This is a genomic window from Oxynema mangrovii CENA135 (genome assembly GCF_016632315.1).
GTDB classification, from domain to species: Bacteria; Cyanobacteriota; Cyanobacteriia; order Cyanobacteriales; family Laspinemataceae; genus Oxynema; species Oxynema aestuarii.
Genome location: NZ_JAEOXH010000003.1, coordinates 329,592 through 353,276 on the forward strand (window position 1 = coordinate 329,592; position 23,685 = coordinate 353,276).

The window sequence follows — 23,685 nt, forward strand, 5'->3', positions numbered from 1 at the left end:
TTGGAAAACTCAAGTGAATGATGCGTCTGCTTCCCGAGTCAAAGGCATGGTTTATCTCGTCGGCGCGGGATTGGGGGATGCGGCGTATCTGACGGTACGCGGACGCCAAGTTTTAGAACGGGCGCAGGTGCTGATTTACGATGCGCTGGTCGATGAGGGGGTGTTGGGGTTGACGCCGCCGGATTGCGATCGCCTCTACGTCGGAAAGCGGGGGGGTCAGCCGAGTTGGTCTCAGGTGGAGATCGATCGCCTGTTGGTGGAACAGTGTTTGCACGGTAAGGCGGTGGTGCGTCTCAAGGGCGGGGATCCGTTCGTGTTCGGGCGCTGCAGTTCGGAAATCGAGGCCCTGAATGCGGCGGGCTGTCCCTTTGAGGTGGTTCCGGGGATTTCGTCGGTGTTGGCGGCGCCGGAATTGGCGGGGATTCCGTTGACCGATCCGGTGTTGAGTTCGTGCTTTGCGGTGTTAAGCGGTCACGATCCCGAGAGTTTGAATTGGGAGGCGATCGCCCAACTGCCCACGTTGGTCATTTTAATGGGAACGCGCCAATTAGGGCAGATTCTCTGGCAGTTGCAACGCTGGGGGAAGTCGTCGCAAACTCCGATCGCGATCGTGCGCGCCGCCGGAACGCAAGCTCAACGGGTGTGGACGGGCTGTTTAGCCAATATTCTCGATCGCACGCGCGGGGAAATGCTCTCTCCGGCGGTGGTGGTGGTCGGGGATGTGGTCAAATTACGAGAGCAGTTGTATGGAAAGGAGTGTGAGGTCGTGTCTCAAGGATTCAACCCGCAAGTTCGGGCGCCGTTGGCGGGTAAAACGGTTCTGGTGACTCGTTCGGCGAGTCAGTCGAGTACGTTTACCGATTTGTTGACTCGGGAGGGGGCGCGGGCGATCGAAATGCCTGCGTTGGAAATTACGGCGCCGTCGAGTTGGGACGGTCTCGATCGCGCGATCGCGCAATTGCACGAGTTCGACTGGCTGATTTTGACCTCGGCGAATGGGGTGGACTATTTTTGCGATCGCCTCGTTCGCTTGGGTAAAGATTGCCGCGCTTTAGCTCATCTTAAAATTGCGGTGGTCGGCAAAAAAACGGCGAAAGTCCTGCAGGGGCGATCGCTCGTCGCCGACTTCATCCCGCCGGATTATGTCGCCGATTCTCTCGTGGAAACCTTTCCCGAGGATCTCGAAGGTCTCAAAATTCTGTTTCCCCGCGTCGAGTCCGGCGGTCGCGAGGTCTTGGTCGCCGAATTCACCGACTGGGGGGCGCAGGTCGAAGAAGTCGCCGCCTACCAATCTGGCTGTCCCGCGACGATTTCGCCTCCTGCGTGGGACGCCTTGCAACGCGGCGAGGTCGATATTGTGACCTTTGCGAGTTCTAAAACGGTTAAATACTTCGCTCAATTATTAGAACGCGAGTCCCTCACTCATACGGGCGTTCGCGCTGCTGAATCTTGGCACTCTTTACTCAATGGGGTTTGTATTGCTTCCATCGGACCGCAAACCTCTCAAAGTTGTCGCGATTATTTCGGTCGGGTCGATATCGAGGCGGAAGAATACACGCTAGAGGGTTTGGTTGCTGCGTTAGTCGATTTTTCTAAACGGCGATAGCGCTGCAGCAGGCGCGATCGTTGGGGAGGGAAAAGGTCGCCCGTCGTGGGTTGAACCCCGACGCAGATCGACCGAATCGCTAGATAGGTCTTCGATCCGAGTCTAAGAGGCGACCAAACTAAACCAACCGCGATCGACGCTATGGACGATCCGTCTAATCATTCTTTTCTCTTCTTGGTTTAACGGCGCTTGCATCAGGTGTTGCAGCAAGTTCCATTCCCTATGGGTCACTTTCTGGGAAAGCGAGGCGTTGATAAAGACTTCTTGGATTTGGCTATTACTCAGCATTTCGATGTCCTCTGTACTCTACTACTGCTTATTTTGGGCGACTGTGACTCAAAATTCATCGGTGGAATCGCTCGTTTTGCATCAGTGGATATACGGATTTCGATTTGTACGCGAACATACTGAGATCCTTACGGAGGCTCTTGCGCCTCTGTTGGCGGAATGCTGCTAAGCATAACGGCTTTTTTATCAAAAAGCAATTATACCCACGTAAAATATCGATTTTGTTGATTTTGGCGAGATCGGCAATTTTGCGGGAGGAATCCGGTTGGTGTTGGAGTCGCCCATTTTTTGAGAAACTCAAAGCGGGGAGGATCCCAATTGGGGAGGCGCGATCGCATGATTCCCCTGACCGGGGCGGTTTTCGATCGCATTAACCCTAAAGCAACCCCAATCCAGAAATGGCTATTGGGAAATGACAATCGAGAAAGAACAAACACCAAAGAAACACCAAAGAACAAACACAAACGATTTGGATCGAAATCATGCAGAAAACAAAAGCAAACTTTCTGATTTTATTAGGGGCGATCGCCCTGATTCCAGCGATTGCTTTTCCCGGACTTTCCCAATTGTCCGAGGCGGCGATTCAACGAGTCATCGGCGCGGGATTGATGAGTGAATATCCCGACGGCAGTTTTCATGGAGAACGGGGCATCACCCGGGCGGAACTCGCCGCTATTTTAGTGAAAACGTTTCAATTGCAACAACGGGCGATCGTCGATGAAAATGCGGCGAGTTCCTTAGTCGATGTCAGTTCCGGTCATTGGGCGTATGACGATATTCAATGGGTCGTTAAAACGGGAATTATGAGCGGCTATCGTCCGGGATATTTTTATCCCGATCGCCCGATCTCGCGCGCGGAAGGGTTCGCAATTTTTACCCAAGCTTACGGCGTTTTACCGTTAGGTGATGGCGAAGTCGATCGGATTTTAAAACGGTATGCGGACGCCGATCGCGTTCCCTATTGGGCGCGACAGGCGATCGCGACGGCTTTAATCGAGGAATTGGTTAATTTAGAAGGAACTCAATCGATCTCGCCGTTACAACCGATGACGCGATCGGACATGGTTTATGTGTTAGACCGCTATTTAGAAAAACAACAAAATCCGGGGACGATTCCCGATTTCCCGGTGGATTGAAGAGGGAAGAAGCAGGAGGGAAGAAGATCGAGATTCTATTGTTTGTCTTTTTAAATCTAGAGGAGTAAGGAGGTGAACCCGATAAATGTACTAGCGCAATAGGATCGAACCTCATTGAAGATCGGGTTTAATCATCTATGCTGCGATCGCCTCCACCGATCGCTGATTGAGGATGGCTATCAAATAAAATCTCTGCTCGATAAGGGTGCAAGTGATTAAAATGAACAATATTAATAGTAATAACAATCGCTTGATCGGCCTGACTGGAGGCATTGCTACGGGGAAAACAACCGTATCCGATTACTTGACAAAAACTTATAAGTTGCCGATTTTTGATGCGGATGTTTACGCGCGGGAAGTGGTCGAAAAAGGTTCGCCCATTTTAGACCAACTCTACGATCGCTACGGTGCGAAGATCCGCTTAGAAGATGGAAGTTTAAATCGACCGGAACTCGGTAAAATTATTTTTAATAATACGGAAGAACGCAAGTGGGTTGAAGCGCAAATTCATCCCGCCGTTCGAGATCGGTTTTTGGAGGCGATCGCCCAACTCGAACCAGACGCAACCGCCGTGTTAGCTATTCCCCTACTCTTTGAGGCCAATCTCACCCATTTACCCAGCGAAATTTGGGTTGTTTCTTGTTCTGCCGAACTGCAGCGAGATCGCCTCCAACAACGCAATGGCTTGAGTGAAAAAGAAGCTCAAGCACGCATTAATTCCCAACTTCCTCTCGCAGAGAAATGCGATCGCGCCGATGTCGTTCTCGACAATTGTGGGGATCTTTCCCAACTTTACAAACAGGTCGATCGGGCCGTGCGATCGCGAATCGCTCAAAATAACTGATAGGATCGGCTAGCATCGTCATGGCCGCGATCGCCTTATTTCAAGCGATCGCAAAACCGAAAAAACCCGATCGCCCAACCCACTTGGGTCATGACATTGCCGACCGCTTACGCCCTCCGATCATGCCCGATCCTACGCTTCGTCGCCGAACTCAAGCCAAACTACCGAACCATCGGTGGAAAATTTACCCCCAATCCCCCCAACTCGCCGAGGAATTGGCGCGGGCAATTTCCCCGGATTTTTCCCCGGTTTTAGCTCAAGTTTTGATCGATCGCGGGATGACCACGGTTGAGGCGGCCCAAGGTTTCATCCATCCCGATTCTCTCGATCTTCCTTCGCCTTTAGACGATTTTCCCGCCCTCGACGAAAGCATTAATTTGCTGATTCACGCGATCGCCACGAACAAGAAAATCGCGATTTGCGGCGACTACGACGCCGACGGGATGACCAGTACGGCCCTATTACTGCGCGCCTTGCGCTACCTCGGCGCCAATGTCGATTATGCCATCCCCAGCCGCATGAAAGACGGTTATGGAATTAACGAACGCATTGTCGAAGAATTTCACCGGGAAGGGGTCAAACTAATTCTGACCGTCGATAACGGAATTGCAGCGTTCAAACCGATCGTTTTGGCGCGCAATCTCGGTTTGGATGTCATCGTCACGGACCATCACGAAGTCCCGCCGGAAGTTCCCCCCGCCACCACCATTCTCAACCCGAAACTGATTCGCGAAGATTCTCCCTATCGCGGGGTCGCCGGGGTCGGTGTCGCCTATATTTTGGCGGTCTGTCTGGCGCAAAAATTAAAAAAAGCCCAACCCCTGATTAATCCTTTACGCGAATTGCTGACTCTGGGAACGATCGCCGATCTGGCGCCCCTGACCGGGGTCAACCGTCGCTGGTTGAAATGGGGATTGCGCCAGTTACCGAATTCTAAGTTAGCGGGGGTGCAAGCCTTAATTCAAGTGTCCGGGGCGACGAGTAGCGCCTCGAAACAAGGGCGGGCGATGAAACCGGACGAGATCGGGTTCCGTCTCGGACCGCGCATCAATGCGGTGGGGCGCATCGGCGACCCGCAAATCGTCATCGAACTGCTGACTACGGACGATCGCGGGGTGGCCCTGGAACGGGCGATGCAGTGCGAACAAATTAACGCCCGGCGCCAGGAAATGTGCGAGGAGATCGAACGGGAGGCGATCGCCTGGGTGGAAAGCAGCAATATCGATTTGGGCGATCGCCGCGTCCTGCTGGTGGTCCAGTCCGGATGGCATCATGGGGTCATCGGGATTGTCGCCTCCCGCTTGGTAGAACGCTACGGCGTCCCGGTGTTTATCGGGACTTACGAAGATGCGGAAAAAACCCACGTTCGCGGGTCGGCGCGTGGGATTCCAGAATTCGATGTGTTTGAAGCGTTACAATTTTGCGATGACTTGCTCGGTAAATACGGCGGTCACCGGGCGGCGGGCGGCTTTTCGCTCAGTGGCGATAATTTGCAAGGCTTCGGCGATCGCCTCAGCCAATTTGCCTGTCAATGTCTGGATCCGTCCCACCTCAAACCCGCGATCGCGATCGATACCGCCCTCGACTTCGATCGCATTAACTTGCAGTTTTACCGCGAAATTGATGCCCTTCACCCCTGCGGGATCGAAAACCCGGCCCCGGTCTTTTGGACGCCTAACGCGAAGGTGGTCGAACAACGGATCGTCGGAAAAGGTCATCTGAAGCTGACTTTAGAAACCGACGGTTCCCCCGCCAACCGGATTCAGGCGATCGCTTGGCGCTGGGGCGAATACTATCCCCTGCCGCCGCGCGTCGATGTCGCCTATAAATTGCGCGAAAATGTCTGGAATGGGGAAACCAGCATCGAACTCGAACTGGTCAGCGCCCGCTTTCCCGAAGTCGCGCCCCCAGCACAGCCGATCTTGGTCAACCCCGAGGCGCCCCCGGTCTCCGTCCGCCCGGAATGGCTCGCCGGACCGCGTCTAGAGGACTTATTCGGACAACTGCAAGGGCGGGTCTTCGTCTACGGGGACGGGCGCCCCAGCGCGGGACCAACCCACGCCGCGATCGACTACGATCGCCCCCAAGGGGTCTGCGAAACCTTCATTTTTTGGACGCTGCCCCCGTCTCTCACTCACTTAAAGTGGCTTTTGGCGAAAGGGCAACCCCAGCAAATTTATATATATAATCAACTCCCCTCACTGCCGTCGCCGGAGAAGCTGCGATCGCTCCTGAGCGAATATCTCGCGCGATCGCCCGGTACTCCCTTGCACCTGCTCAAGTTTTCCCAAGCCCATTGGGTGGCGCCGAGTACGGTGCTGGCGGCGTTGCGCGAACTCGGCTATCCTTGCAAGGATTTTCCAAAAACCGATTCCCTCGTCCGGGAACTCGAACGCCTGCATCGCTGGTATGGCTTCTCTCCGGCGAAGTTAGGCAAAATCCGCTTTTAGAGGCGGTTAGGGGCGATCGCCTAAGTCCACATCTTCATAAATTCCGGCGATCGCACCGTCGTATCCCACACTGTTGAAGCGAACCACGTCCCCCGGACCGTAGCGCGTCAGAATCCATTGACCCTGTGGAGTGCGCTCAAAACACTCTACCCGTTGTTGTTTTTGGCTAACTAAAACGTATTCTTGCAAACTCGATAATTCGCTGTAATCTGCAAATTTATCGCCTCGATCCTTTGCTTCGGTCGTTTCCGAGAGGACTTCGACGATGAGTTTGGGAAATTCCAGGCAATATTCGGCGCGGCGATCGCGATCGTCGCAGGTCACCAGTAAATCCGGATAGTAAAATCGATGGCGACGGGCAATGTAAACCTTCATATCAGAAAACAAAACCCGACACCCAGAACCGCGCAGGCGATCGCGAATCAGTGCATAAAGATTACCCGTAATCAGAATATGCGATGCACTCGCTCCCGCCATCGCCTCCACTTCCCCATCAAGATACTCGTGCTTAATCGGGCTATGGCGTTCGGCTTCGAGGTATTCTTCTACAGTTAATCGATGGCGATCGGGTTCGCTTATCATGGTTGTCGCCTGCTCGTGATTCGACCCGGAGGATCCACCGTTGCGCTCCCATCGGATGACGGGAGCGTTGAGGGCGCAGACCCTCCCTTCTCCCTGGTCGAGACGGTTCGGGGGTTCGGTTCGCTTTCCATTCTATCCTCGCCGTTCCCCCAGAAACGCCACGGCGTTAGCAGACCATTTGACGCGTCGCTTCCGCGTCAATCGGTTTAATCAGGTACAGGCGCAGCAGGTCGATCGCCGTTCCCGCAATTAACGGCAATTTGCGGAAGAATTTCACGACTTTCGGCGCGCTGCTGGCTTCAATTTCAGCGATTTTCTCGTTGCGATCGCTGCAACGGTACATCCGTTTGAAGAATTGCGGATGTTCCACGTCGAGAATCACCGGGAAAGCGCGCGCCGAGGTCTTATTGGTCTGGCGGATCACTTCTTTATCGTAGGCGATCGGGTCGAGTCCGATGGAACGGTAAAAATCGGCCCGTTCGAGGACGGTCAGGGAATGGGTCGCGAACACGGACAGCAGGAAGAAACGCGCCCACAAGCGCCCTTTCCAACCTTTCCACATGGAGGACTGCGATCGCAACAAGGCTTTAAAAATATCCCCGTGGCGGTTTTCATCCTGACACCAGCTTTCAAATTTACGGAAAAGCGGGTAATACTGATTTTCGGGATGGGCTTGCAGGTGATGGAACACCGTAATATAGCGCCAATAGCCGATTTTTTCCGACAGGTAAACCGCGTAAATGACCCACTCGGGTTTGAAAAAAGTGTAGTTGCGAGCTTTTGTCAAATAACCCAAGTCCAGCCGAATCTTGAAATCCGCCATGGCTTTATTTAAAAACCCTGCATGACGGGCTTCGTCGCGCGCCATTAAATGAAAAATTTCTGCTAATAAGGGATTGCTTTTTTTGACGCGACGCGAAATTTCTTTAAAAAGTAAGAATCCGGAAAATTCCGACATGCACGAGCGCTCTAAAAAGTCGATAAATGCTCGGCGTTTGTCTTCGTCGATGTCGTCCCAAGAGCGATCGAACTCCTCGTCGCGCACGAAGTGGTCGCGGTTGTAATCGTTGCGCATTTCTTCGAGCATCGCCCGCAGTTCACTCTCTTGAGACGAGATGTCCATCTGACAAATGGCGTCAAAATCGGTGGTGTAAAACCGAGGCGTCAGAATCGTCTCTTTCGCCATTTCCTTCGTACCCGGTTTGAGTTCGCTTTGGCTGGGTTTGGGGGCAGTGTTGACCATTACTCCGAAATGTCCCTGTTTTAAATTGCCACATCATTATATAGTGTTAAATCTTAAAAGCGACTTTTATTAAGATTTTTAACGGAAAAGCTCGCTTTTAAAAAATTAACGCCCATATAGTAATATAGTTACATCACTAAAGAGAGCCGCGCGGGACTTCGGCACTATTGCGAAGTCAGACCGAGTTCAAACCTTCCAATTTTAGGGAAGGGTTGGCGGCTTTTTTCTGCAGCAACTATTAGATTTAGCAGATGAGTAGTAATTTAGCAATCAAGCTTCGTGAAACGACAAAAAAACCCCATACTTCATCGGAAAATCAGGGTTTTGTAAAGTGTTTTCTCAAAGGAGTTGTCGAACCGAACTCATTAAAGAAACTCATAGCGAGTTTGTATTTCGTCTACAGCGCTTTAGAAGAGGAAATCCAAAGAAATTTGGAAAATTCGATCGTCAAAGCGATGTATTTCCACGACCTCAATCGCCGCGCCAACTTGGAAGAAGATCTAAAGTTTTATTACGGAGAGAATTGGCGCGCCGAAATCCCCTATTTGCCGGGAGCCGAGCGCTTTGTAGAGCGAATTCGCGCAATTTCGAGCGAGGAACCGGAGTTACTGATCGCCCATGCTTATACCCGTTACATGGGGGATTTGTCCGGCGGTCAAAGCTTCCGAAAAATTATCCAAACGGGTTTGAATTTAGAGGGCGATCGCGGCAATGCTTTCTACAATTTCAGCAATATTGGCGATTTAAACGCCTTTAAAGGACGTTACCGCCAAGCCTTGAACGAGTTAGAGGTGGACGAAGCGCAAGCCGATCGCATCGCCGCCGAAGCGGAGCGATCGTTCAAACTCAGTCGAGGCTTGTTTCACGACCTCGAAGCCGATCTGATTGCGGCGATCGGACGGGATGAGTTCGATCGCCTCACCCGCGATCGCCGCGCCGGAAGTACGGAAAGTGCGGTCGCGCAATAAACGAAGTATTCGTCTGTTTCTACCCAATTATCACACTTTAAGAGCAAAAGAGCGTCATGGAACGGTTCGACCCCCAAGTTAAATTCAACAGCGAACTGATCGCCAAATACAACCGCAACACGCCCCGCTATACTAGCTATCCTCCCGCCACGCAATTGACGGAAAACTTCCCCGTGTCGGAGTTTCACGGCGCGATCGCCCGAGGAAACGAGCAGAAATTACCGCTTTCGTTATACTTTCACCTTCCCTTTTGCCAAAGTGCCTGCTATTTCTGCGGTTGCAACGTCATCGTCACCCAACATAAACCCGTCGTCGAACCCTATCTCGACTATCTCTCCCGCCACATCGAAGCCGTGGCGCCGCAACTGAACCGCGATCGCCGCGTCACCCAACTGCACTGGGGTGGCGGAACCCCCAACTACTTAGAACCCCACCACGTCGAACGCTTGTGGGAGGCGATCGATCGCCATTTCACCTTTGAAGACAATGCGGAAATTTCGATCGAAATTAATCCCCGCTACGTCGATCGCAACTATATTTTACTGCTCAAACAATTTGGGTTCAATCGGATTAGCTTCGGCATTCAAGATTTCAACCCCAAAGTTCAAGAAACCATCAACCGAGTTCAACCGGAACAAATGCTATTCCAAGTCATGGAATGGATTCGCGAAGCCGGATTTGAAAGCGTCAACGTCGATTTAATTTATGGTTTGCCCTATCAAAACTTGCAAACCTTTACTGAAACGATCGACAAGACTTTACAACTCGATCCCGATCGCGTCGCCGTCTTTAATTTTGCTTACGTTCCCTGGATGAAACCCGTCCAGAAAAATTTACCCAAAGACGAACTGCCGACCGCTTCCGAAAAACTCGATATCTTGCAAATGACCATCGAGAAGTTAACCGGAAATGGCTATCAGTTTATCGGGATGGATCACTTCGCCAAAGACAATGACGAATTGGCGATCGCCCAGCGAGAACGGCAGTTACACCGAAATTTCCAAGGGTATACCACCAAAGCGGGAACGGCTGAGTTATTCGGTTTTGGCTTAACCTCGATTAGTATGTTGGATGACGTTTACGTGCAGAATCAAAAACGTCTCAAAGACTTTTATCGGGCGATCGACGAGGGAGTATTGCCGATTGAAAAAGGCTACCATCTCGATCGCGACGACAAAATTCGCCGCGATGTGATTATGGAATTGATGTGCCACTGGACGCTGTACAAACAGGAAATGGAAGAGCGGCATCACATCGATTTCGATACTTATTTCGATCGGGAATTATTCGACTTGGAAGCCTTAGCTGCCGATGGTTTAGTGCGCCTCGATTCTGAAAAAATCGAAGTAACTCCCGTGGGACGCTTACTCATTCGTAATATCGGTTTCGTGTTCGACGCCCACACGCCGGAACATAATTTAGAGCGCCTGTCAAAAGCAATTTAAGTTATTGTTTCTGTCTAAAACAGCGAAGCATTCACCTTCGCAAACAGGCGGGAAGTCTCCCGAGGCGATCGTCGAATGCTTCGTCGTTTTTCGAGCTAAAAATTCACCCGGACAAACCCATGCCCCATCGCAGAAATCAACATCACTCTCGCCGAAATCGCGGCCAAAATTGCGGTCGAAATCGCGGTCAAAGCCTCGGTCAATTCGCCGCCTGCACGGGGGCGATCGTCGCTCTCACTTTAAATACTACCGCCGTCAGCCAAGCGGCCACAACACCGAGCGATCGTACCGTTCAAGCCATGATTGAAGGCATTGAAGACGAATATAAAGCTCGCGCTTTATATCAAGCGGTTATCGATAAATTTGGCGAAATTCGCCCTTTTACGAATATCGTCATCGCCGAAGACCGCCACGCCAAAATGTGGGAACCGCTTTTCCAAAAATACGGCGTTCCCCTCCCCGAGGATCGTTACGCCAACAATATCGAAGCCCCCGCCACTTTAAAAGAAGCCTGTGAAATGGGGGTGCAGGGAGAAATTGACAACGTGGAAATGTACGATCGCTTCTTAAATTTTGTTGAAGAACCGGATATCCGATCCGTATTCTTGCGGTTGCGAAATATCTCGGAACAACGACATTTACCCGCATTTCAACGCTGTTTGCAGCGAGTTTCTCGCTGATAGAATAGGGAAAGTAGGATGGGTAAAATGTGCCTACCCTACAACTTAAAAAATAGCGAACCAACTTAACATCATGAGTACAACGATCGATCCCTTACCCGAACTCGCAAAAATTCCCCCGGGACATCTTAATATGATGGGCTATGTAGACGAATCCGAAGTCAACGGACCGGGTTCGCGCGCAGTTGTTTGGGTGCAAGGCTGCATCCGCGAATGTCCCGGCTGTTTTAATATCGCTTCTTGGTCGTTTGAACTCAATCAAGTAATTTCTGTAGATGAATTGGCCGCAAAAATATTGAGTAATCCTCACAATCAAGGAGTGACTTTTTCCGGTGGCGAACCATTTTGGCAGGCTCCCGCATTAACGCAACTCGCCAAAAAATTAAAAGCGGCGGGGTTAAATGTGATGTCGTTTAGTGGCTTTACTTTGGACGAATTGCAATCGCCAAAAGCCCCTCCTGGATCTCAAGAATTACTAGCCGAACTCGATATTTTGATCGACGGACCCTATTTAGAAAATCAGGCGATTCATTCTCCAGAATCTCCCGTTTCTTCACGCAATCAAAAGGTACGCATTTTTAATCCCGAATTTGAAGATAAAATTACCTGGGCCAGCGACCAAATCGAGATTCACGTTCTCAAAGATGGAACCCGCATTATTACCGGATTTCGAGGACAAATGGATTTGGCGGAAGGATAACCTGTTGGACCGCCTGTTGTAAGTTTTGTAAATACCTGTGCCGAAACCGGAGTGAATGGCTCAAGATCGGAATTAAGTAGAAATACTTTCTAATTCTAGAGGTCGGGCCAGTGAGACATAGATCTTGGCAAAATTGGCAAAATTGGCAAAATATTCTCCTCGGGGTATTGGCGTTTGTGGCGGTCTTTCTGACCCCGCTTTACTCCTTCGCTCAAACTGAAAATGGTGTTTTAGACGTTTATTTTTTCTACAGTTATACTTGTCCCCATTGCGCCGAACAGAAGCCGTTAATGCATGAAATGGATCGCAGCGATCGCGTGACAGTCCATTTTCACGAAGTCACGGAAGAACCCCAATTGTGGCAACAATTTCGGGCGAAATATGGGGTATTTTCCGGTGCTGTTCCGCGCACGTTTATCGGCGAGCGATCGTTCATCGGCTACGTCAATGGCGAGGGAGCTTTAGAATATAATGAAGCCTACCAAGGTTATATCGGTTATCGCAATCAAATTATTCGCGCCGTCGAAGAAGAAATAGGCGCGTCTCTCTCCCTTTCCAGCGATCGAGAAACACCAAACTTAGCTCAAAATGTAAAAAAAAACTTGGCTTGGTTTCTTCTTCCAATTCTCTATGTTTCAAGCTATCCCTTCACCCGCAATAAATTAAAAACCGAACAGCACCAGCGCTACTGGATGGGCGGTGCTTTTGCCTTCACAATTGTTAGCTTATTTGCCTTTATTGCTTCAACTCCAGACATTGTTATTAAAGAGTTTGCCAGTCAACTCCCCTTTCCTTTATTTGTATCGGCGATCGCCCTTGCCGACGGCTTCAATCCTTGTGCTTTTACCGTCTTAATTATTCTCCTCTCTTTACTGACTTACACCAAAAGCCGACGAGATATGAGCATTGTCGGCGGCACATTTATCACGACTTCAGCCGTGATGTATTTTCTATTTATTATGTTAATGGTGTTAGTCGGTTCGGTGTTTCTCGAAAAATATGGCACTATCTTTTTATGGATTTTAGGTGCCTTCATTGCGATCGCAGGACTGATTAACATTAAAGATTACTTCTTCTTCAAACAGTCGGTTTCCCTTTCCCTTTCCGAAAAGCAGCAGTTAACGATCACCCAAAAAGCCGGGAAAATTGTTCGGGAACTCAAAAGCGCCGAAGGGAATAAAATTCGCTTGCTCGCTGCGGTAGGAGGCACGATTTTACTCGCTATTTTTGTCAATATCATCGAACTCGGTTGTACGGCCATTTTACCCACCGTTTATATGGCTACGCTGATTAACGTGTGCGGCTCCAATGCGTGGCCGTGTTATTCTTATTGGACGGCGATCTATGCGGCGATTTATATCCTTCCCCTCTTGGCGATTTTGGCGAACTTTATCTATTCCTTTAAATCCGCCCGACTCAATGAAAATCAAGGTCGCATTCTCAAATTAGTCGGCGGTACTTTCATGCTTTTCTTTGGCTTGTTGATGTTATTTAAGCCGGAATTTTTAATCTTGGCTTAATCGATAAAAAAGGGCGATCGCACGGGTAGGGACACGACATGTCGTGTCCCTACGGTTGAACGAATATTCAGAAGTTCATTCAGAACTTATTTATTCTTCTGCTGATTGCGGGCTTGTTCGACGGCAATTTCTTTAATGGCTTGCAGAGAATTAGAATTCGCCGTTCCTTCGATCGCCTTAACCGCCAGGTCTTGCACTTGTTTTAATGCACCTTCGAGCTGTTTGTTCAAGCTTTGGATTCGTGCTTCTTGGTTTTGGATACTTTGTTGCAGAGAATTGATCCGAAGTTCGTAAGATCGGGTGGCACCTTCCACTTCTTTTGCTCGTAAATCTGCGGCGACTTTTGCCTGATAATTCCCGATATTGCGACCATTGTCTTTGCCATTCTTAATGTTGGTTTCGAGTTCTTTTTCATGGGCTTCGACTTTGGCTTTTGCTTCAGCTTGTTGTTTCTCTCGTTCGGCGATCGCCTTTTCCCGTTCTTCCCATTCTTTCTCTTGGGTTTCTCGGGCTTCTTCTAGCTCTTGATATAAGGCTTGTTTGCGCTGTTCGTATTCTTCCTTATCTAAATCTCGGGCGAGTTGTAAGTCGTAGCGATATTCTTCCTCGTCCCGTTGTTGACTTTGCTGGTGTTCGCGGTTGCGTTCTTGAATTTCGCGAGTGTGGGTTTCTTTTTCCTTTTTCCAGTTTTTGTTTAAATCCTGGATTTGTTGTTCTAAGGTCTCCCGTTGTTGCGTTAATTCACTGTCAAATTGTTTCGATCGCTCTTGATAACTTTCGAGTAATGTATCGAGGGTATTTTCTTCGACTTCGAGTTCGTGAAGGGCTTCTAATTCTTCAATCTCTTCACTTACCGAGGCTTGCAATTCAGACAGTTTCGAGGCTTCGGCGGTCAATTGTTCCGAAAGTTCGCTGACGGCACTCCCAAAGCCCAATTGTAATAATTGCAGGCTTTCGATGGTTTGGTGCATCTTGTCTTTAGCGGTTTTTGGAGCATTCATTTTCGGTTTAACTTCAGCAGAAGGGGTGGTTTGTTGCGCGGCAGCTAAGGGATTACTCGCGATCTCCTTTTTCTCTTTCTCTGTTTTTTTCAGTTGCGACTCTAAGGACGATTTTTCTTTTTTTAGCTCTTCAAAAGCTTCGAGGATTTCAGCTTTCGTACTGCGAGAATTGATTTTTTTAGCCATCGTCTTTGTTGCAATTCTTGGACTATTCTAACTGTAGCGGTCGGCTTGAAATTAGGCGGGCTTATTTATTGCCACTCGTACTGGCACGATCGCCGCGATCGGTATTCTGAAATGCGCGCATCGCCAAGTCTTGAGCCTGTCGCATCGCCGCTTGCAATTGGGCGGTAATATCGGCAATTTCTGCGGTTTGTCGCTCGATCGTATTTTCCAAAGATTGAATGGTTAATTCGTAACCTTCTTTCGTTCCTTCCCACTCTTTCTCGAACAAATCAGCCTTAACTTTCGCTTCGCGACGGGCTTCGGCGATCGCCTCTTCTTTGGCCTTCGTATAGGCTTGCTTCAATTCTTCCTCAAATCCTTCAATTTTTTGTAGATTTTGTTCGTATTCGGCTTGATGGCGGTCGAGTTCGCGTTCGCGTTCGCTCCAGTCTTTCTGTTTCTGAACGTCTGCCCCTTGCAATTCTCGTTCTTGAACTCGTTTGAGTTCTTCGTACTCGTCCATTTCGACTTTCCGCAAGCGCTCGATTTTATATTGATAATCTGCCTCTTCTTGTTGGCGCGCTTGCAATCGTAATTCTTGTTGTTCTTGCGCCCTCGCCTCAAATTCTGCTTGTTCTTTTTCCCAGGCTTTGCGTTCGCTCGCCATCTCTTTTTCGATGGCTTCTTGCTGTTCGTTGGCGGTTTTTTCTAAGTTGGCCAGTTTTTCCCGATGTTCCTGAGTGAAGATGTGAAGGGCATCGGCAACGACTCGCACTTTGCGTAATTCTTCCAACCGATCGCCTTCGATGGCGATCGCCCGTCGTAATTGCTCTAATTTCTCCGATTCGGTCTCGACTTTGTCGGCGAGGGACTGCACGATCGTGCCGAAATCTAACTGTAAATCGGCCAATCCTTTAACGATACTATCGATCGTATAAGTCGAAGCGACGGCGAGTAATTCTTTATTCTTCTCTTTTTCTGCCTCTTCTTCTTTGGTCGCGACTTTCGATTCAATTTTCGATCGCTCGGCGAGCAGTTGACGAAATTCAGTTAAAATTTGAGCCTTACTATCTTTAGCAGCACTCTCTTGGGGCATGATTGACACTCCTTAAACTTACAGTTTTTAGATAGACTTGACCGAGGCGATCGCCCGTCATGCCATCTCGATTATTCTTCGGTTAACTCGACGTAATCGCAAAGGGATGGGTTGCCCAAAACTTCGAGAATTTCCTGACAGCGATCGCAGCGATTTCCCGGCCAACAATAACACCGATCCATCGATTTTAACAGCAAGACTTGCAATCGTCGATTTTGTTTGAGCAATCGCCTGTAATTTCGCTGTACCGACTTGACCACTAAACTCATGTGTTGAAAATCTTGCGCCAGCAGATCGAGATCGTTTAAACCATCGCCGCGAATGTCGTCAATCGTCACTAACTTTCCGCGTAATTGAGTTTCGCGGCGATCGCTTAATTTGCTCAATTTTGTCAATTCCTTCATTTTTACACCCTACCGTTATCTCGGTTGCCTTTGAAAGGATCGCTTCGCCTCGGCGATCGAGCCGTCGGCGAAGCACGATCCCGATCGCTGTTTAAAAAGCAGGAGCCATTTGTGCTTCTGGGTTTGCGGCTTCCGACTCACCCCCCGGTAAGGCCAAATCGCCATTTTGGCTGTCGTGACCGTTGCTGTAGGCAGCCATCAAACAGGCAATTTCATGAGGGGGCAAGTTGTCGAGACAAACCATATTGGTCGTACTTTCCAAATCGATCATGCGCGAGAGATTTTGAGAGTCGCTTAAAACGGCGGCGGCTTGTTCCAAACTGTCCCACTCGGAACGTTCCAGCCAATCCCATTTTAAAGAATAGTAATTGATCGGCTTGAGGACGCCCGTTTCATCCGGTTTTTGTCCGGAATGCTTGAGAAATTCGGGAATAAAAATGCCTTCGGCGGGTTCGATTCCCCGAGCTTGAACTGAGGCAACTAAGCGATTGAAGTCGCTTAAAGAACGCCCTTTAATATAGGTGACCATGACGACCCCTTTCGGCAATTCGCCGGATTCGGCCACGAACCAAATTTGTCCCCAAAGGGTATTGTGGGTCTGTCCTAAACTGCCGAAAAACTTGCTAAATTTCAAAATTGTCATCGACAGTTTCGATCCGTATTCTTCATCGCCAATCGTCCATTTTCCACTCTGGCAATTATTGCGGACGGCGAGAGGAAGTTCGGGAACCACGATTGCATTTTCCGGTTTAGTTCCGAAGACGGAAATCGTTGCTTTCTTAGCCATTTTGACTGCTCCTATTTGTTTGTTGTTGGGGGATCTGTTGGCCGATCGCCCGAACCCGCTTTCAGCGAATGACGGGGCGATCGTTGCGTGCGGGAATTGGATATTTGTAGGGTGCGCCTTGCGCTTCCCCCGGGGGATAAACTTCAACCCAATTCGACTCCTCGACGGTCTCGGAGGCGATCGTCGCTTCTGCGGAGGGTTCGCAGGTTTCGAGTGCGGCGAGTAAGTGCTTTAAAATTTCAATGTGAGCCGGGGTAAAGTGAATGCTGAATCCCGCGCCATCGCGAGCGTAACCCGGACACACCAGGGAGGCTGCCCCCCGATCTTCATGTTTGGCGATATACAACCAATCTTGTGCTTCTAGCTTGTAGTGCGTGTCACTCCAGGTTTTGAGCATCGTCGTTCTCCTCGATCGGACTTCAAGGCGGGGATCGGGGGGCGCGCGATCGCCATCCCGAGAGAAACATCTATATATAGGGGTAGATTGGGACTGCATCCAGTTTTAAACCCTATCTATAGTGTTTTTGTGTTGAACCTTTATTCAACTAAACTCAGTCTAGCTCGTGTTGAATCTTGCGTCAACCCCTGGAGTTGATTTTTTTGTCAAAACCGCCTACAATGCTGGTGTCATCAACAAGACACGCTTTTGCAATGGCTCGTATCGAGAGGAAATCACCGTGAAAGAAGCAGATCGAGAAGCCACAGGCTTGACCTTCGGGAAACTCATCCGTCAAAGCCGCAAGGATAAAGGGTTCAGCCAGCGCGAACTCGCCCATCGGATCGATGTAGACTTTACCTATCTGTCCAAACTGGAAAACGATCGCTCGGAGTACGCGCCGAAAGAAGAAGTGATCCGGGGTTTAGCGGCTCATTTGGATCTTGACGAAGAAGAATTGATCGTTTTGGCGGGACGGATGCCGCAAGCTTACGAAGAATTTCTCAAGCAAAATTACAAAACTATGCCCGCGCTGTTGCGGCGTATGAGAGAGAATCCGGAATTTGCGCAGAAAGTGTTTGAGGCAGCCAGTCAGGGGGAATAGCCTTGGGGATTTTCAAACCGTACCGCTTTTATACAAAAGCTCAAATCGAATACCGGGCGAATCAACTGTTGCGACAAATGAAGCAACGCGGTTCGCAATTCGTCCCCCAGTGGCCTCTCGATCCGACGTTGGTGGCCGATTTTCTGGATCTCGGCGTAGTTTGGGATGCGATCGCGGCGGACGAGGAAGGGGCGATCGCCGCTCGGATTTTGCCATTAGAGCGCTGCATCGAAATCAACGAGGAGATTTTGGAGATGCCCCAAGGCTTCCAAGAATCGACCCTCGCCCACGAGATCGGCCATTGGTTATTACATGTCGATCTAGAAGCGGCTGAAAGCACCTCACAAAAGTCTCACTTACCGTTTGTCTGTCGGGGCAATCGGGAACTGAGGGAAGGAATTTCGCCGAATTTGACCCAGTTGCAATCCATTGAGTGGCAGGCGCAATATTTTGCCAGTTGCTTGCTGATGCCGCGCCACATTTTGGAAGACATGCGCCAGGGCCGGAATTTGACGGAATGGGCCGAGTTATACGCCATGCGCGAGCAATTGGGGGTCAGTATCTCCAATTTGGTCAATCGCTTGCAAGATTTGGAATGGATTTACATTCCCAAGCGATCGCGCCAAATTTATCCCGGGAAAGCGTTTGTATACGGCTAGTCTCTCCCTCGACGGTCTCGAACGAATCCCAGGCACCTGTACGGATGAAACCGCGATCGCCCGTGCTTCAGAACAGTTTGAGTAAGAGCAGTAGTGCGATCGCGAGGGTTCCAATTACGGCGATCGACTCAATTAAATTCCCTTCAAGCCATGTTTTGATGCGATCGCCGAAGAAGAAAATGAGAGTACAAACGGTAAAAATTCTCAAGCTGCGACCGACGATCGAAGCGAGGAGAAACTGAACGAAATCGAATTTTAAAATTCCCGATCCTAGGGTAAATAACTTATAGGGAATGGGGGTAATGGCTGCGATAACGACTCCCCAAAATCCCCAATCGTGGTACAGATTTTTAACCTCTGTAAAAACTTGACGTTGCGGGTCGTAAAAGTTTAATAAGGGTTTGCCTACAGCTTCAAAGGCAAATAGACCGATGCCGTAACCGAGGATGCCTCCGAGGACGGAACCGACGGTGCAAATCGTGGCAAAACGAAAGGAGGCGGAGGGTTTTCCCAAACATAAAGCCATCAGCAACACGTTAGCGGGAAGCGGCAAAAATGCCGATTCGGCGGCAGCCAAAAAAAACAAGGCGATCGCGCCATAACGGCTTTCACTCAGGGCGATCGTCGAATCATAAACGCGCTTGCATAGTTGTTGAATTTTCAAGGGTAGGCGATCGCAGATAACCCGATCACAAGAACTTCGGTGAGATTCGAGGGCAAAAATTGCCTCATAGACGATTGGTTTTGCTGGCTTTGTGTTCGCGATAAATCTGTACGAGAGACGTGGTGCAAGATACGGTAATCATAACCAAAATAATCGGCAGTAAATAGCGATCGATATCGTCGCCGATCAGGGCCCCGAGATAATAACCGAGGAGGGGAATACCAAACGCCCAAACCGCACCGCCGACGGTATTATAGACTAAAAAAGTGCGATAATTCATCGAGCCGATCCCGGCCACGATCGCCCCAAACGTGCGAATAATCGGCAAAAATCGCGCCATCACGATCGTATTTCTGCCGTGTTTTTCGTAGAAAAGTTGGGCGGCGACCAAATGTTTTTTGTGAAAAATTAACGAATCTTCGCGACGGAACAAACGGCGTCCGAAACGGTAGCCCGTACTGTAGCCGATATTGTTACCGAGAACCGCACAAACGAACGCACCCATTGTCAGCGCACCGAGATCGAATAAACCTTGTTGGGCCAAGACCCCTGCAGTGAACAGCATACTGTTTCCCGGCAAAAAGACGCCGAAGAAAACCCCCGTTTCCAGTAAAACGATCGTCCAGACTCCGATCAAACCGAACGCCTTAATCGCCTCGGGTAAATCGCTCAAGCTGTTAATCAGATTCGCGAATTCAGACAACATTCGATTTTGGGGAATGTAGAGTTTAGATTTTAGAGTGGAAATCCGGCGATCGCCCGCCACTATCGAGCATAACAGGCGATCGCCGTTCGGGGAAAAATGAATCCGTCAATTATAATCCGATCGACTCGCGAACCAGATCGATCGCCCGTTTGACCACTTCATAACCGAAAAACAAAATCGATGCCGAAAGTACGAAACCCATCGCACAGACCACCAAACCCGCCAGAGAGATCGCGCCGTCATCGTCGAGTAAACCGAATCCCGTAATAAAAATGCCCATCGCGGGTAAAGTATTGGTTCCCGGAATCGGAATCATCATCGAAATCGACATCAAAGCGATCGCCAAACCGATAATCAAACGACCGGAAACACTAGTACAGATATAACTGAAGCGAGGACGGGACAGCACCTCAATTTTTTGCAACCAAGGAATCCCGGCTTTTAAAAACCCCTGAACCGTACTGAGGGCGATCGGACGGCGCAGCATTTTTTCCGGTAACCAAGGCTGTTTCGATCCCATCATCAACTGCACCGCCAAAAATAATAAAACAATTCCAAACGGAATCGAGTAACCCGGCGCGGGAACGGGGAGAGCCGAAGGTAGCGCTAAAACCACGAATAGAAACCCGAAAATCCGCTCTCCAGCCAACGTCCACATATCGGAAAGCGTAACTTCGGCAGCACGTTCTTCTTGGAAAAAGTAGCGAGTTAATTCAACAGAAAGTCGAGCCACAGGGTTAACTACTTCTAGTGAAATTCTAGTGAGATCGTGAAAATGAAATCGTCAAAAAATACTAGGAACGCAGAAAAAACCGTTAAGATAGCGAAATAGGGTGGACGAATCCACCCTAAATCCTTAAATTAATTCAGTTAGTCATTAAGTTCCTGCGGTCCAGGAGTTCATGTACTTAACTTGCTCGTCCGTCAGGATATCCATATTGATGCCCATCGCTTTGAGTTTGAGCGCGGCAATTTCTTGGTCGAGCTCGGTCGGAATCGAGTGCAGACCCGGTTCGAGCTTACCTTTGTTCTTGACCAAATATTCGCAGCCGAGGGCTTGGTTGGCGAAGCTCATGTCCATCACGGCGCTGGGGTGTCCTTCCGCCGCCGCCAAGTTAATCAGGCGACCTTCCCCGAGAACCACGACGGACTTACCGGACTTGAGACGGTACTCTTGAGTGAACGGACGCACGGTGCGAACGTCAGAAGCCATCGAACCGAGGGATTTGAGGTCGATTTCGATATCGAAGTGACCGGAGTTGCAAACGATCGCGCGATCCTTCATGTTCTCGAAGTGTTCGGCGCGCAGTACGTGCTTGTTCCCGGTCACGGTGATGTACAAGTCGCCGTAACGCACCGCTTCTTCCATCGGCATGACGCGGAAGCCGTCCATAGTTGCTTCGAGGGCTTTAACCGCGTTGATTTCGGTGACGATCACGTTCGCACCCATACCGCGAGCGCGTAAGGCGGCACCTTTACCACACCAGCCGTATCCGGCGACGACGACGGTTTTACCCGCCAGCAGGATGTTGGTGGCGCGGATAATGCCATCGAGGGTGGATTGACCCGTTCCGTAACGGTTGTCAAAGAAATGCTTAGTTTCGGCATCGTTGACATTCATCGCCGGGAACGAGAGAACGCCGTCGTTGAACATCGCTTGCAAGCGGACGATCCCGGTGGTGGTTTCTTCCGTGGTGCCGATGATATCGGGGAGTTGATGTTGGCGATGCTGGACGAGGGTAGCGGTCACGTCGCTGCCGTCATCGATAATGATGTTGGGTTTGTGGTCGAGGGCGATTTCGACGTGACGGTGATAGGTTTCGTTGTCTTCACCTTTGATGGCGAACACGGGGATACCGTGGTCGGCAACCAAACTGGCGGCAACGTCATCTTGGGTACTGAGGGGATTGCTGGCGATCAGAATAGCGTCAGCGCCCCCGGCTTTGAGGGCAATGGCGAGATTGGCGGTTTCCGTGGTTACATGGCAGCAAGCCACCAAGCGGATGCCATCCAGGGGCTTTTCTTGAGCGAAGCGATCGCGAATTTGAGCCAACACGGGCATTTCGCGACCTGCCCACTCAATCCGTTGCTTGCCTAGAGGGGCGAGAGAAAGATCTTTGACTTCATGTTTGACTTGAGTGGAAGTTGCTGTCATGAAACGGTTTCCTCGAACGACAAATTAACGACAATTTTTACGTTTGCCAACCTTACCACCTTAGTACACACCCGCCCGGAATGTCAGGGGACCCCCCTGTGAAGCAGGCTCAAGGAGAGGGGGATTGAGTTGGCGTGGGTGTTGAGTTTTCCGTCGGTGCGGTGGGAGTTGGCTGGGGTTGATTGCGGGAGGGATCTTCGTGTTCCCGAACCCCCGGATCGAGGGTTGGGTTCGCTGTTTTTTTCGGTTTTAACATATCCTCTGACGGAGGAGGGTAGAGGCGATCGCCGCCCAAACCCCCCGTCGCCGGGTCGAAGGGTTCTAAGACTTCGGAGATGCCCGTGCTAGGCGTGCTGCGGACTTCCCGGATTTGACTTTCTCGAAATACTAAGGTGAACTGGCGTCCCATGCGGCGATCGAGAAATTTTTCAACTTCTCTGACTTGTTTGGAGGTAATCGGTTGTTTGACTTCGACGCTTAAAAAGACTTCTGGCGGTTGTTTCGTCCAATCGATCTCGATCGCCGAGAGTAAGTTAACTTGTTGTCCGACAGTAATCGTTTCGCGCTTAAGAATTTCTTTGAGATTCGATCGCACGTTGGCTTCGCGCAGTAAGGTCCAGAGGCTGAAAAATAAGGGAATTGCGATCGCCCCGGTCAGGGCAAAAGTCCAGCCCAACGCTCGCCCGATTTTTTGGGTTTCGATATAGTAACCGCCCCAAACAAACACCAACATGCACGCGAGAACGATCCCTAAAAAGTTAGTGAAATAGAGCAGGAAAGACCCCCAACTCGCTACCCAATAGTTTTGAGCTAAACTGAGCCCGACCACGCACAACGGCGGCATCAGAGCCACGGAAATCGCGGTTCCGGCTAAGGCGTCGCTCAACTTGGGGCGGATTTTGGCAAAACCGCTAATCGCTCCGGCGGCGATCGCCACTGCAAGATCGGCAAGATTGGGTTGGGTTCGCGAGAGGATTTCGCTGCCAAATTCGGAGATCGGTAAGTTGACGAGACGACCGATCGTCCACGAAAGGAAAATGGCGATCGCCGTCCCGCCACCGACGGTTATCAAACTTTTACGAATTAAGTCGATATCGGCTTCTAAGGCGCCGAGGGCGACTCCGCGCAAGGGCATCATTAATGGGGCAATAATCATCGCGCCGATAATGACGGCGGGACTGTTATTGAGTAAACCCATGGTCGCGATCGCGCAAGAACTGATGACTAAAACAGCATAATTTAAGTCAAAATCTGCATCTTCTAATAGTTGCTTGCGCAGTCGTAAAAGATCTTCAAAGGAGGCTTTTTGCATGGAAGCGATCGCCTGTTTTCAAATAATAGATAAAAAATCAAGCGCCCGGTCTAAAGTTGTTGTTAATTATAGAGCCTTTCTCTGGTAAAGGGGCGATCGTCCCCACGAATCGAGTTAGATCGGATCGCCTCGGCGATGCTCCAAGGGAGCCGCTTCGCGAACGACCAGTTTGATTTGTATGAATCCTGGCGATCGGGTTTCAATGTTTATTATCATTTAAAATAAAAAGAGCGG

Annotated in this window: 24 protein-coding genes; 11 read left to right on the forward strand and 13 right to left on the reverse strand. The window is 50.0% G+C overall.

From position 1 onward, the window contains the following. Positions 1–46: 46 nt before the first annotated feature. Positions 47–1,606: a uroporphyrinogen-III C-methyltransferase gene (gene cobA, locus JJD41_RS21090; protein WP_200670226.1), complete on the forward strand. Its 1,560-nt coding sequence runs from the start codon at positions 47–49 to the stop codon at positions 1,604–1,606. A 102-nt stretch (positions 1,607–1,708) separates the two neighbouring features. Here cobA and JJD41_RS21095 read toward each other — a convergent pair whose 3' ends face one another. Further along, on the reverse strand, positions 1,709–1,894 hold the full coding sequence (locus tag JJD41_RS21095) for a hypothetical protein (RefSeq protein ID WP_168567620.1): 186 nt from the start codon (positions 1,892–1,894) through the stop codon (positions 1,709–1,711). 482 nt (positions 1,895–2,376) lie between these two features. Between JJD41_RS21095 and JJD41_RS21100 the strand changes: the two genes are divergently transcribed. The 3 genes from JJD41_RS21100 (at position 2,377) to recJ (ending at position 6,324) form a co-directional block, all read left to right on the forward strand. Further along, positions 2,377–3,030 (forward strand): S-layer homology domain-containing protein, encoded by a 654-nt coding sequence (locus tag JJD41_RS21100; protein ID WP_200669479.1) that lies wholly within the window; start codon positions 2,377–2,379, stop codon positions 3,028–3,030. Positions 3,031–3,250: 220 nt separating this feature from the next. Next, positions 3,251–3,874 (forward strand): dephospho-CoA kinase, encoded by a 624-nt coding sequence (coaE, locus tag JJD41_RS21105; protein WP_200669480.1) that lies wholly within the window; start codon positions 3,251–3,253, stop codon positions 3,872–3,874. 122 nt (positions 3,875–3,996) lie between these two features. After that, the gene (recJ, locus tag JJD41_RS21110) at positions 3,997–6,324 is read left to right on the forward strand and encodes a single-stranded-DNA-specific exonuclease RecJ (protein WP_200670227.1); all 2,328 of its coding nucleotides are present in this window, start codon (positions 3,997–3,999) and stop codon (positions 6,322–6,324) included. A gap of 6 nt (positions 6,325–6,330) precedes the next feature. Here the strand turns inward: recJ and JJD41_RS21115 are convergent, their stop codons facing one another. Together JJD41_RS21115 and acsF are read right to left on the reverse strand one after the other, a co-directional pair. Then, complete coding sequence (locus JJD41_RS21115; protein ID WP_200669481.1) at positions 6,331–6,906, reverse strand: Uma2 family endonuclease; 576 nt, start codon at positions 6,904–6,906, stop codon at positions 6,331–6,333. 166 nt (positions 6,907–7,072) lie between these two features. Continuing rightward, positions 7,073–8,149 (reverse strand): magnesium-protoporphyrin IX monomethyl ester (oxidative) cyclase, encoded by a 1,077-nt coding sequence (gene acsF / locus JJD41_RS21120; protein WP_200669482.1) that lies wholly within the window; start codon positions 8,147–8,149, stop codon positions 7,073–7,075. A 251-nt stretch (positions 8,150–8,400) separates the two neighbouring features. On the opposite strand from acsF, the gene JJD41_RS21125 reads away from it, so the two are divergent. The 5 genes from JJD41_RS21125 (at position 8,401) to JJD41_RS21145 (ending at position 13,462) form a co-directional block, all read left to right on the forward strand. Beyond that, positions 8,401–9,117 (forward strand): biliverdin-producing heme oxygenase, encoded by a 717-nt coding sequence (locus tag JJD41_RS21125; RefSeq protein WP_200669483.1) that lies wholly within the window; start codon positions 8,401–8,403, stop codon positions 9,115–9,117. A 56-nt stretch (positions 9,118–9,173) separates the two neighbouring features. Then, complete coding sequence (gene hemN, locus JJD41_RS21130) at positions 9,174–10,562, forward strand: oxygen-independent coproporphyrinogen III oxidase (RefSeq protein WP_200669484.1); 1,389 nt, start codon at positions 9,174–9,176, stop codon at positions 10,560–10,562. A 119-nt stretch (positions 10,563–10,681) separates the two neighbouring features. After that, entirely contained in the window at positions 10,682–11,242 is a 561-nt protein-coding gene (locus tag JJD41_RS21135) for a ferritin-like domain-containing protein (protein ID WP_200669485.1), read from the forward strand. Positions 11,243–11,315: 73 nt separating this feature from the next. After that, positions 11,316–11,942 (forward strand): 4Fe-4S single cluster domain-containing protein, encoded by a 627-nt coding sequence (locus tag JJD41_RS21140; protein ID WP_200669486.1) that lies wholly within the window; start codon positions 11,316–11,318, stop codon positions 11,940–11,942. Between the two features lie 110 nt (positions 11,943–12,052). Continuing rightward, positions 12,053–13,462: a glutaredoxin family protein gene (locus JJD41_RS21145; RefSeq protein WP_370583916.1), complete on the forward strand. Its 1,410-nt coding sequence runs from the start codon at positions 12,053–12,055 to the stop codon at positions 13,460–13,462. 86 nt (positions 13,463–13,548) lie between these two features. Here the strand turns inward: JJD41_RS21145 and JJD41_RS21150 are convergent, their stop codons facing one another. The 5 genes from JJD41_RS21150 to JJD41_RS25065 all read right to left on the reverse strand — a co-directional run bounded on the left by JJD41_RS21150 (position 13,549) and on the right by JJD41_RS25065 (position 17,312). Next, positions 13,549–14,649: a coiled-coil domain-containing protein gene (locus JJD41_RS21150; protein ID WP_200669487.1), complete on the reverse strand. Its 1,101-nt coding sequence runs from the start codon at positions 14,647–14,649 to the stop codon at positions 13,549–13,551. A 61-nt stretch (positions 14,650–14,710) separates the two neighbouring features. Then, positions 14,711–15,724, reverse strand: coding sequence for a coiled-coil domain-containing protein (locus JJD41_RS21155; RefSeq protein WP_200669488.1), 1,014 nt, complete (start codon positions 15,722–15,724; stop codon positions 14,711–14,713). Between the two features lie 71 nt (positions 15,725–15,795). Continuing rightward, entirely contained in the window at positions 15,796–16,128 is a 333-nt protein-coding gene (locus tag JJD41_RS21160) for a hypothetical protein (protein ID WP_200669489.1), read from the reverse strand. A 91-nt stretch (positions 16,129–16,219) separates the two neighbouring features. Continuing rightward, positions 16,220–16,915 (reverse strand): hypothetical protein, encoded by a 696-nt coding sequence (locus tag JJD41_RS21165; protein ID WP_200669490.1) that lies wholly within the window; start codon positions 16,913–16,915, stop codon positions 16,220–16,222. A gap of 61 nt (positions 16,916–16,976) precedes the next feature. After that, on the reverse strand, positions 16,977–17,312 hold the full coding sequence (locus tag JJD41_RS25065; RefSeq protein WP_234489039.1) for a hypothetical protein: 336 nt from the start codon (positions 17,310–17,312) through the stop codon (positions 16,977–16,979). Between the two features lie 280 nt (positions 17,313–17,592). On the opposite strand from JJD41_RS25065, the gene JJD41_RS21175 reads away from it, so the two are divergent. Then, complete coding sequence (locus tag JJD41_RS21175) at positions 17,593–17,955, forward strand: helix-turn-helix domain-containing protein (RefSeq protein ID WP_370583917.1); 363 nt, start codon at positions 17,593–17,595, stop codon at positions 17,953–17,955. Positions 17,956–17,957: 2 nt separating this feature from the next. Beyond that, positions 17,958–18,614: an ImmA/IrrE family metallo-endopeptidase gene (locus JJD41_RS21180; RefSeq protein ID WP_200669491.1), complete on the forward strand. Its 657-nt coding sequence runs from the start codon at positions 17,958–17,960 to the stop codon at positions 18,612–18,614. Positions 18,615–18,681: 67 nt separating this feature from the next. Here the strand turns inward: JJD41_RS21180 and JJD41_RS21185 are convergent, their stop codons facing one another. From JJD41_RS21185 to JJD41_RS21205, 5 genes are all read right to left on the reverse strand, one after another. Beyond that, the gene (locus JJD41_RS21185; RefSeq protein WP_234489040.1) at positions 18,682–19,278 is read right to left on the reverse strand and encodes a YqaA family protein; all 597 of its coding nucleotides are present in this window, start codon (positions 19,276–19,278) and stop codon (positions 18,682–18,684) included. A 64-nt stretch (positions 19,279–19,342) separates the two neighbouring features. After that, complete coding sequence (locus JJD41_RS21190) at positions 19,343–19,984, reverse strand: DedA family protein (protein ID WP_234489041.1); 642 nt, start codon at positions 19,982–19,984, stop codon at positions 19,343–19,345. Positions 19,985–20,093: 109 nt separating this feature from the next. Continuing rightward, the gene (locus tag JJD41_RS21195; protein WP_200669492.1) at positions 20,094–20,717 is read right to left on the reverse strand and encodes an exopolysaccharide biosynthesis protein; all 624 of its coding nucleotides are present in this window, start codon (positions 20,715–20,717) and stop codon (positions 20,094–20,096) included. Between the two features lie 144 nt (positions 20,718–20,861). Continuing rightward, positions 20,862–22,139, reverse strand: a complete 1,278-nt coding sequence (gene ahcY / locus JJD41_RS21200) for an adenosylhomocysteinase (RefSeq protein ID WP_168567649.1) — start codon at positions 22,137–22,139, stop codon at positions 20,862–20,864. 109 nt (positions 22,140–22,248) lie between these two features. Beyond that, positions 22,249–23,451, reverse strand: a complete 1,203-nt coding sequence (locus tag JJD41_RS21205; protein WP_200669493.1) for a DUF389 domain-containing protein — start codon at positions 23,449–23,451, stop codon at positions 22,249–22,251. Between the last annotated feature and the right edge of the window lie 234 nt (positions 23,452–23,685).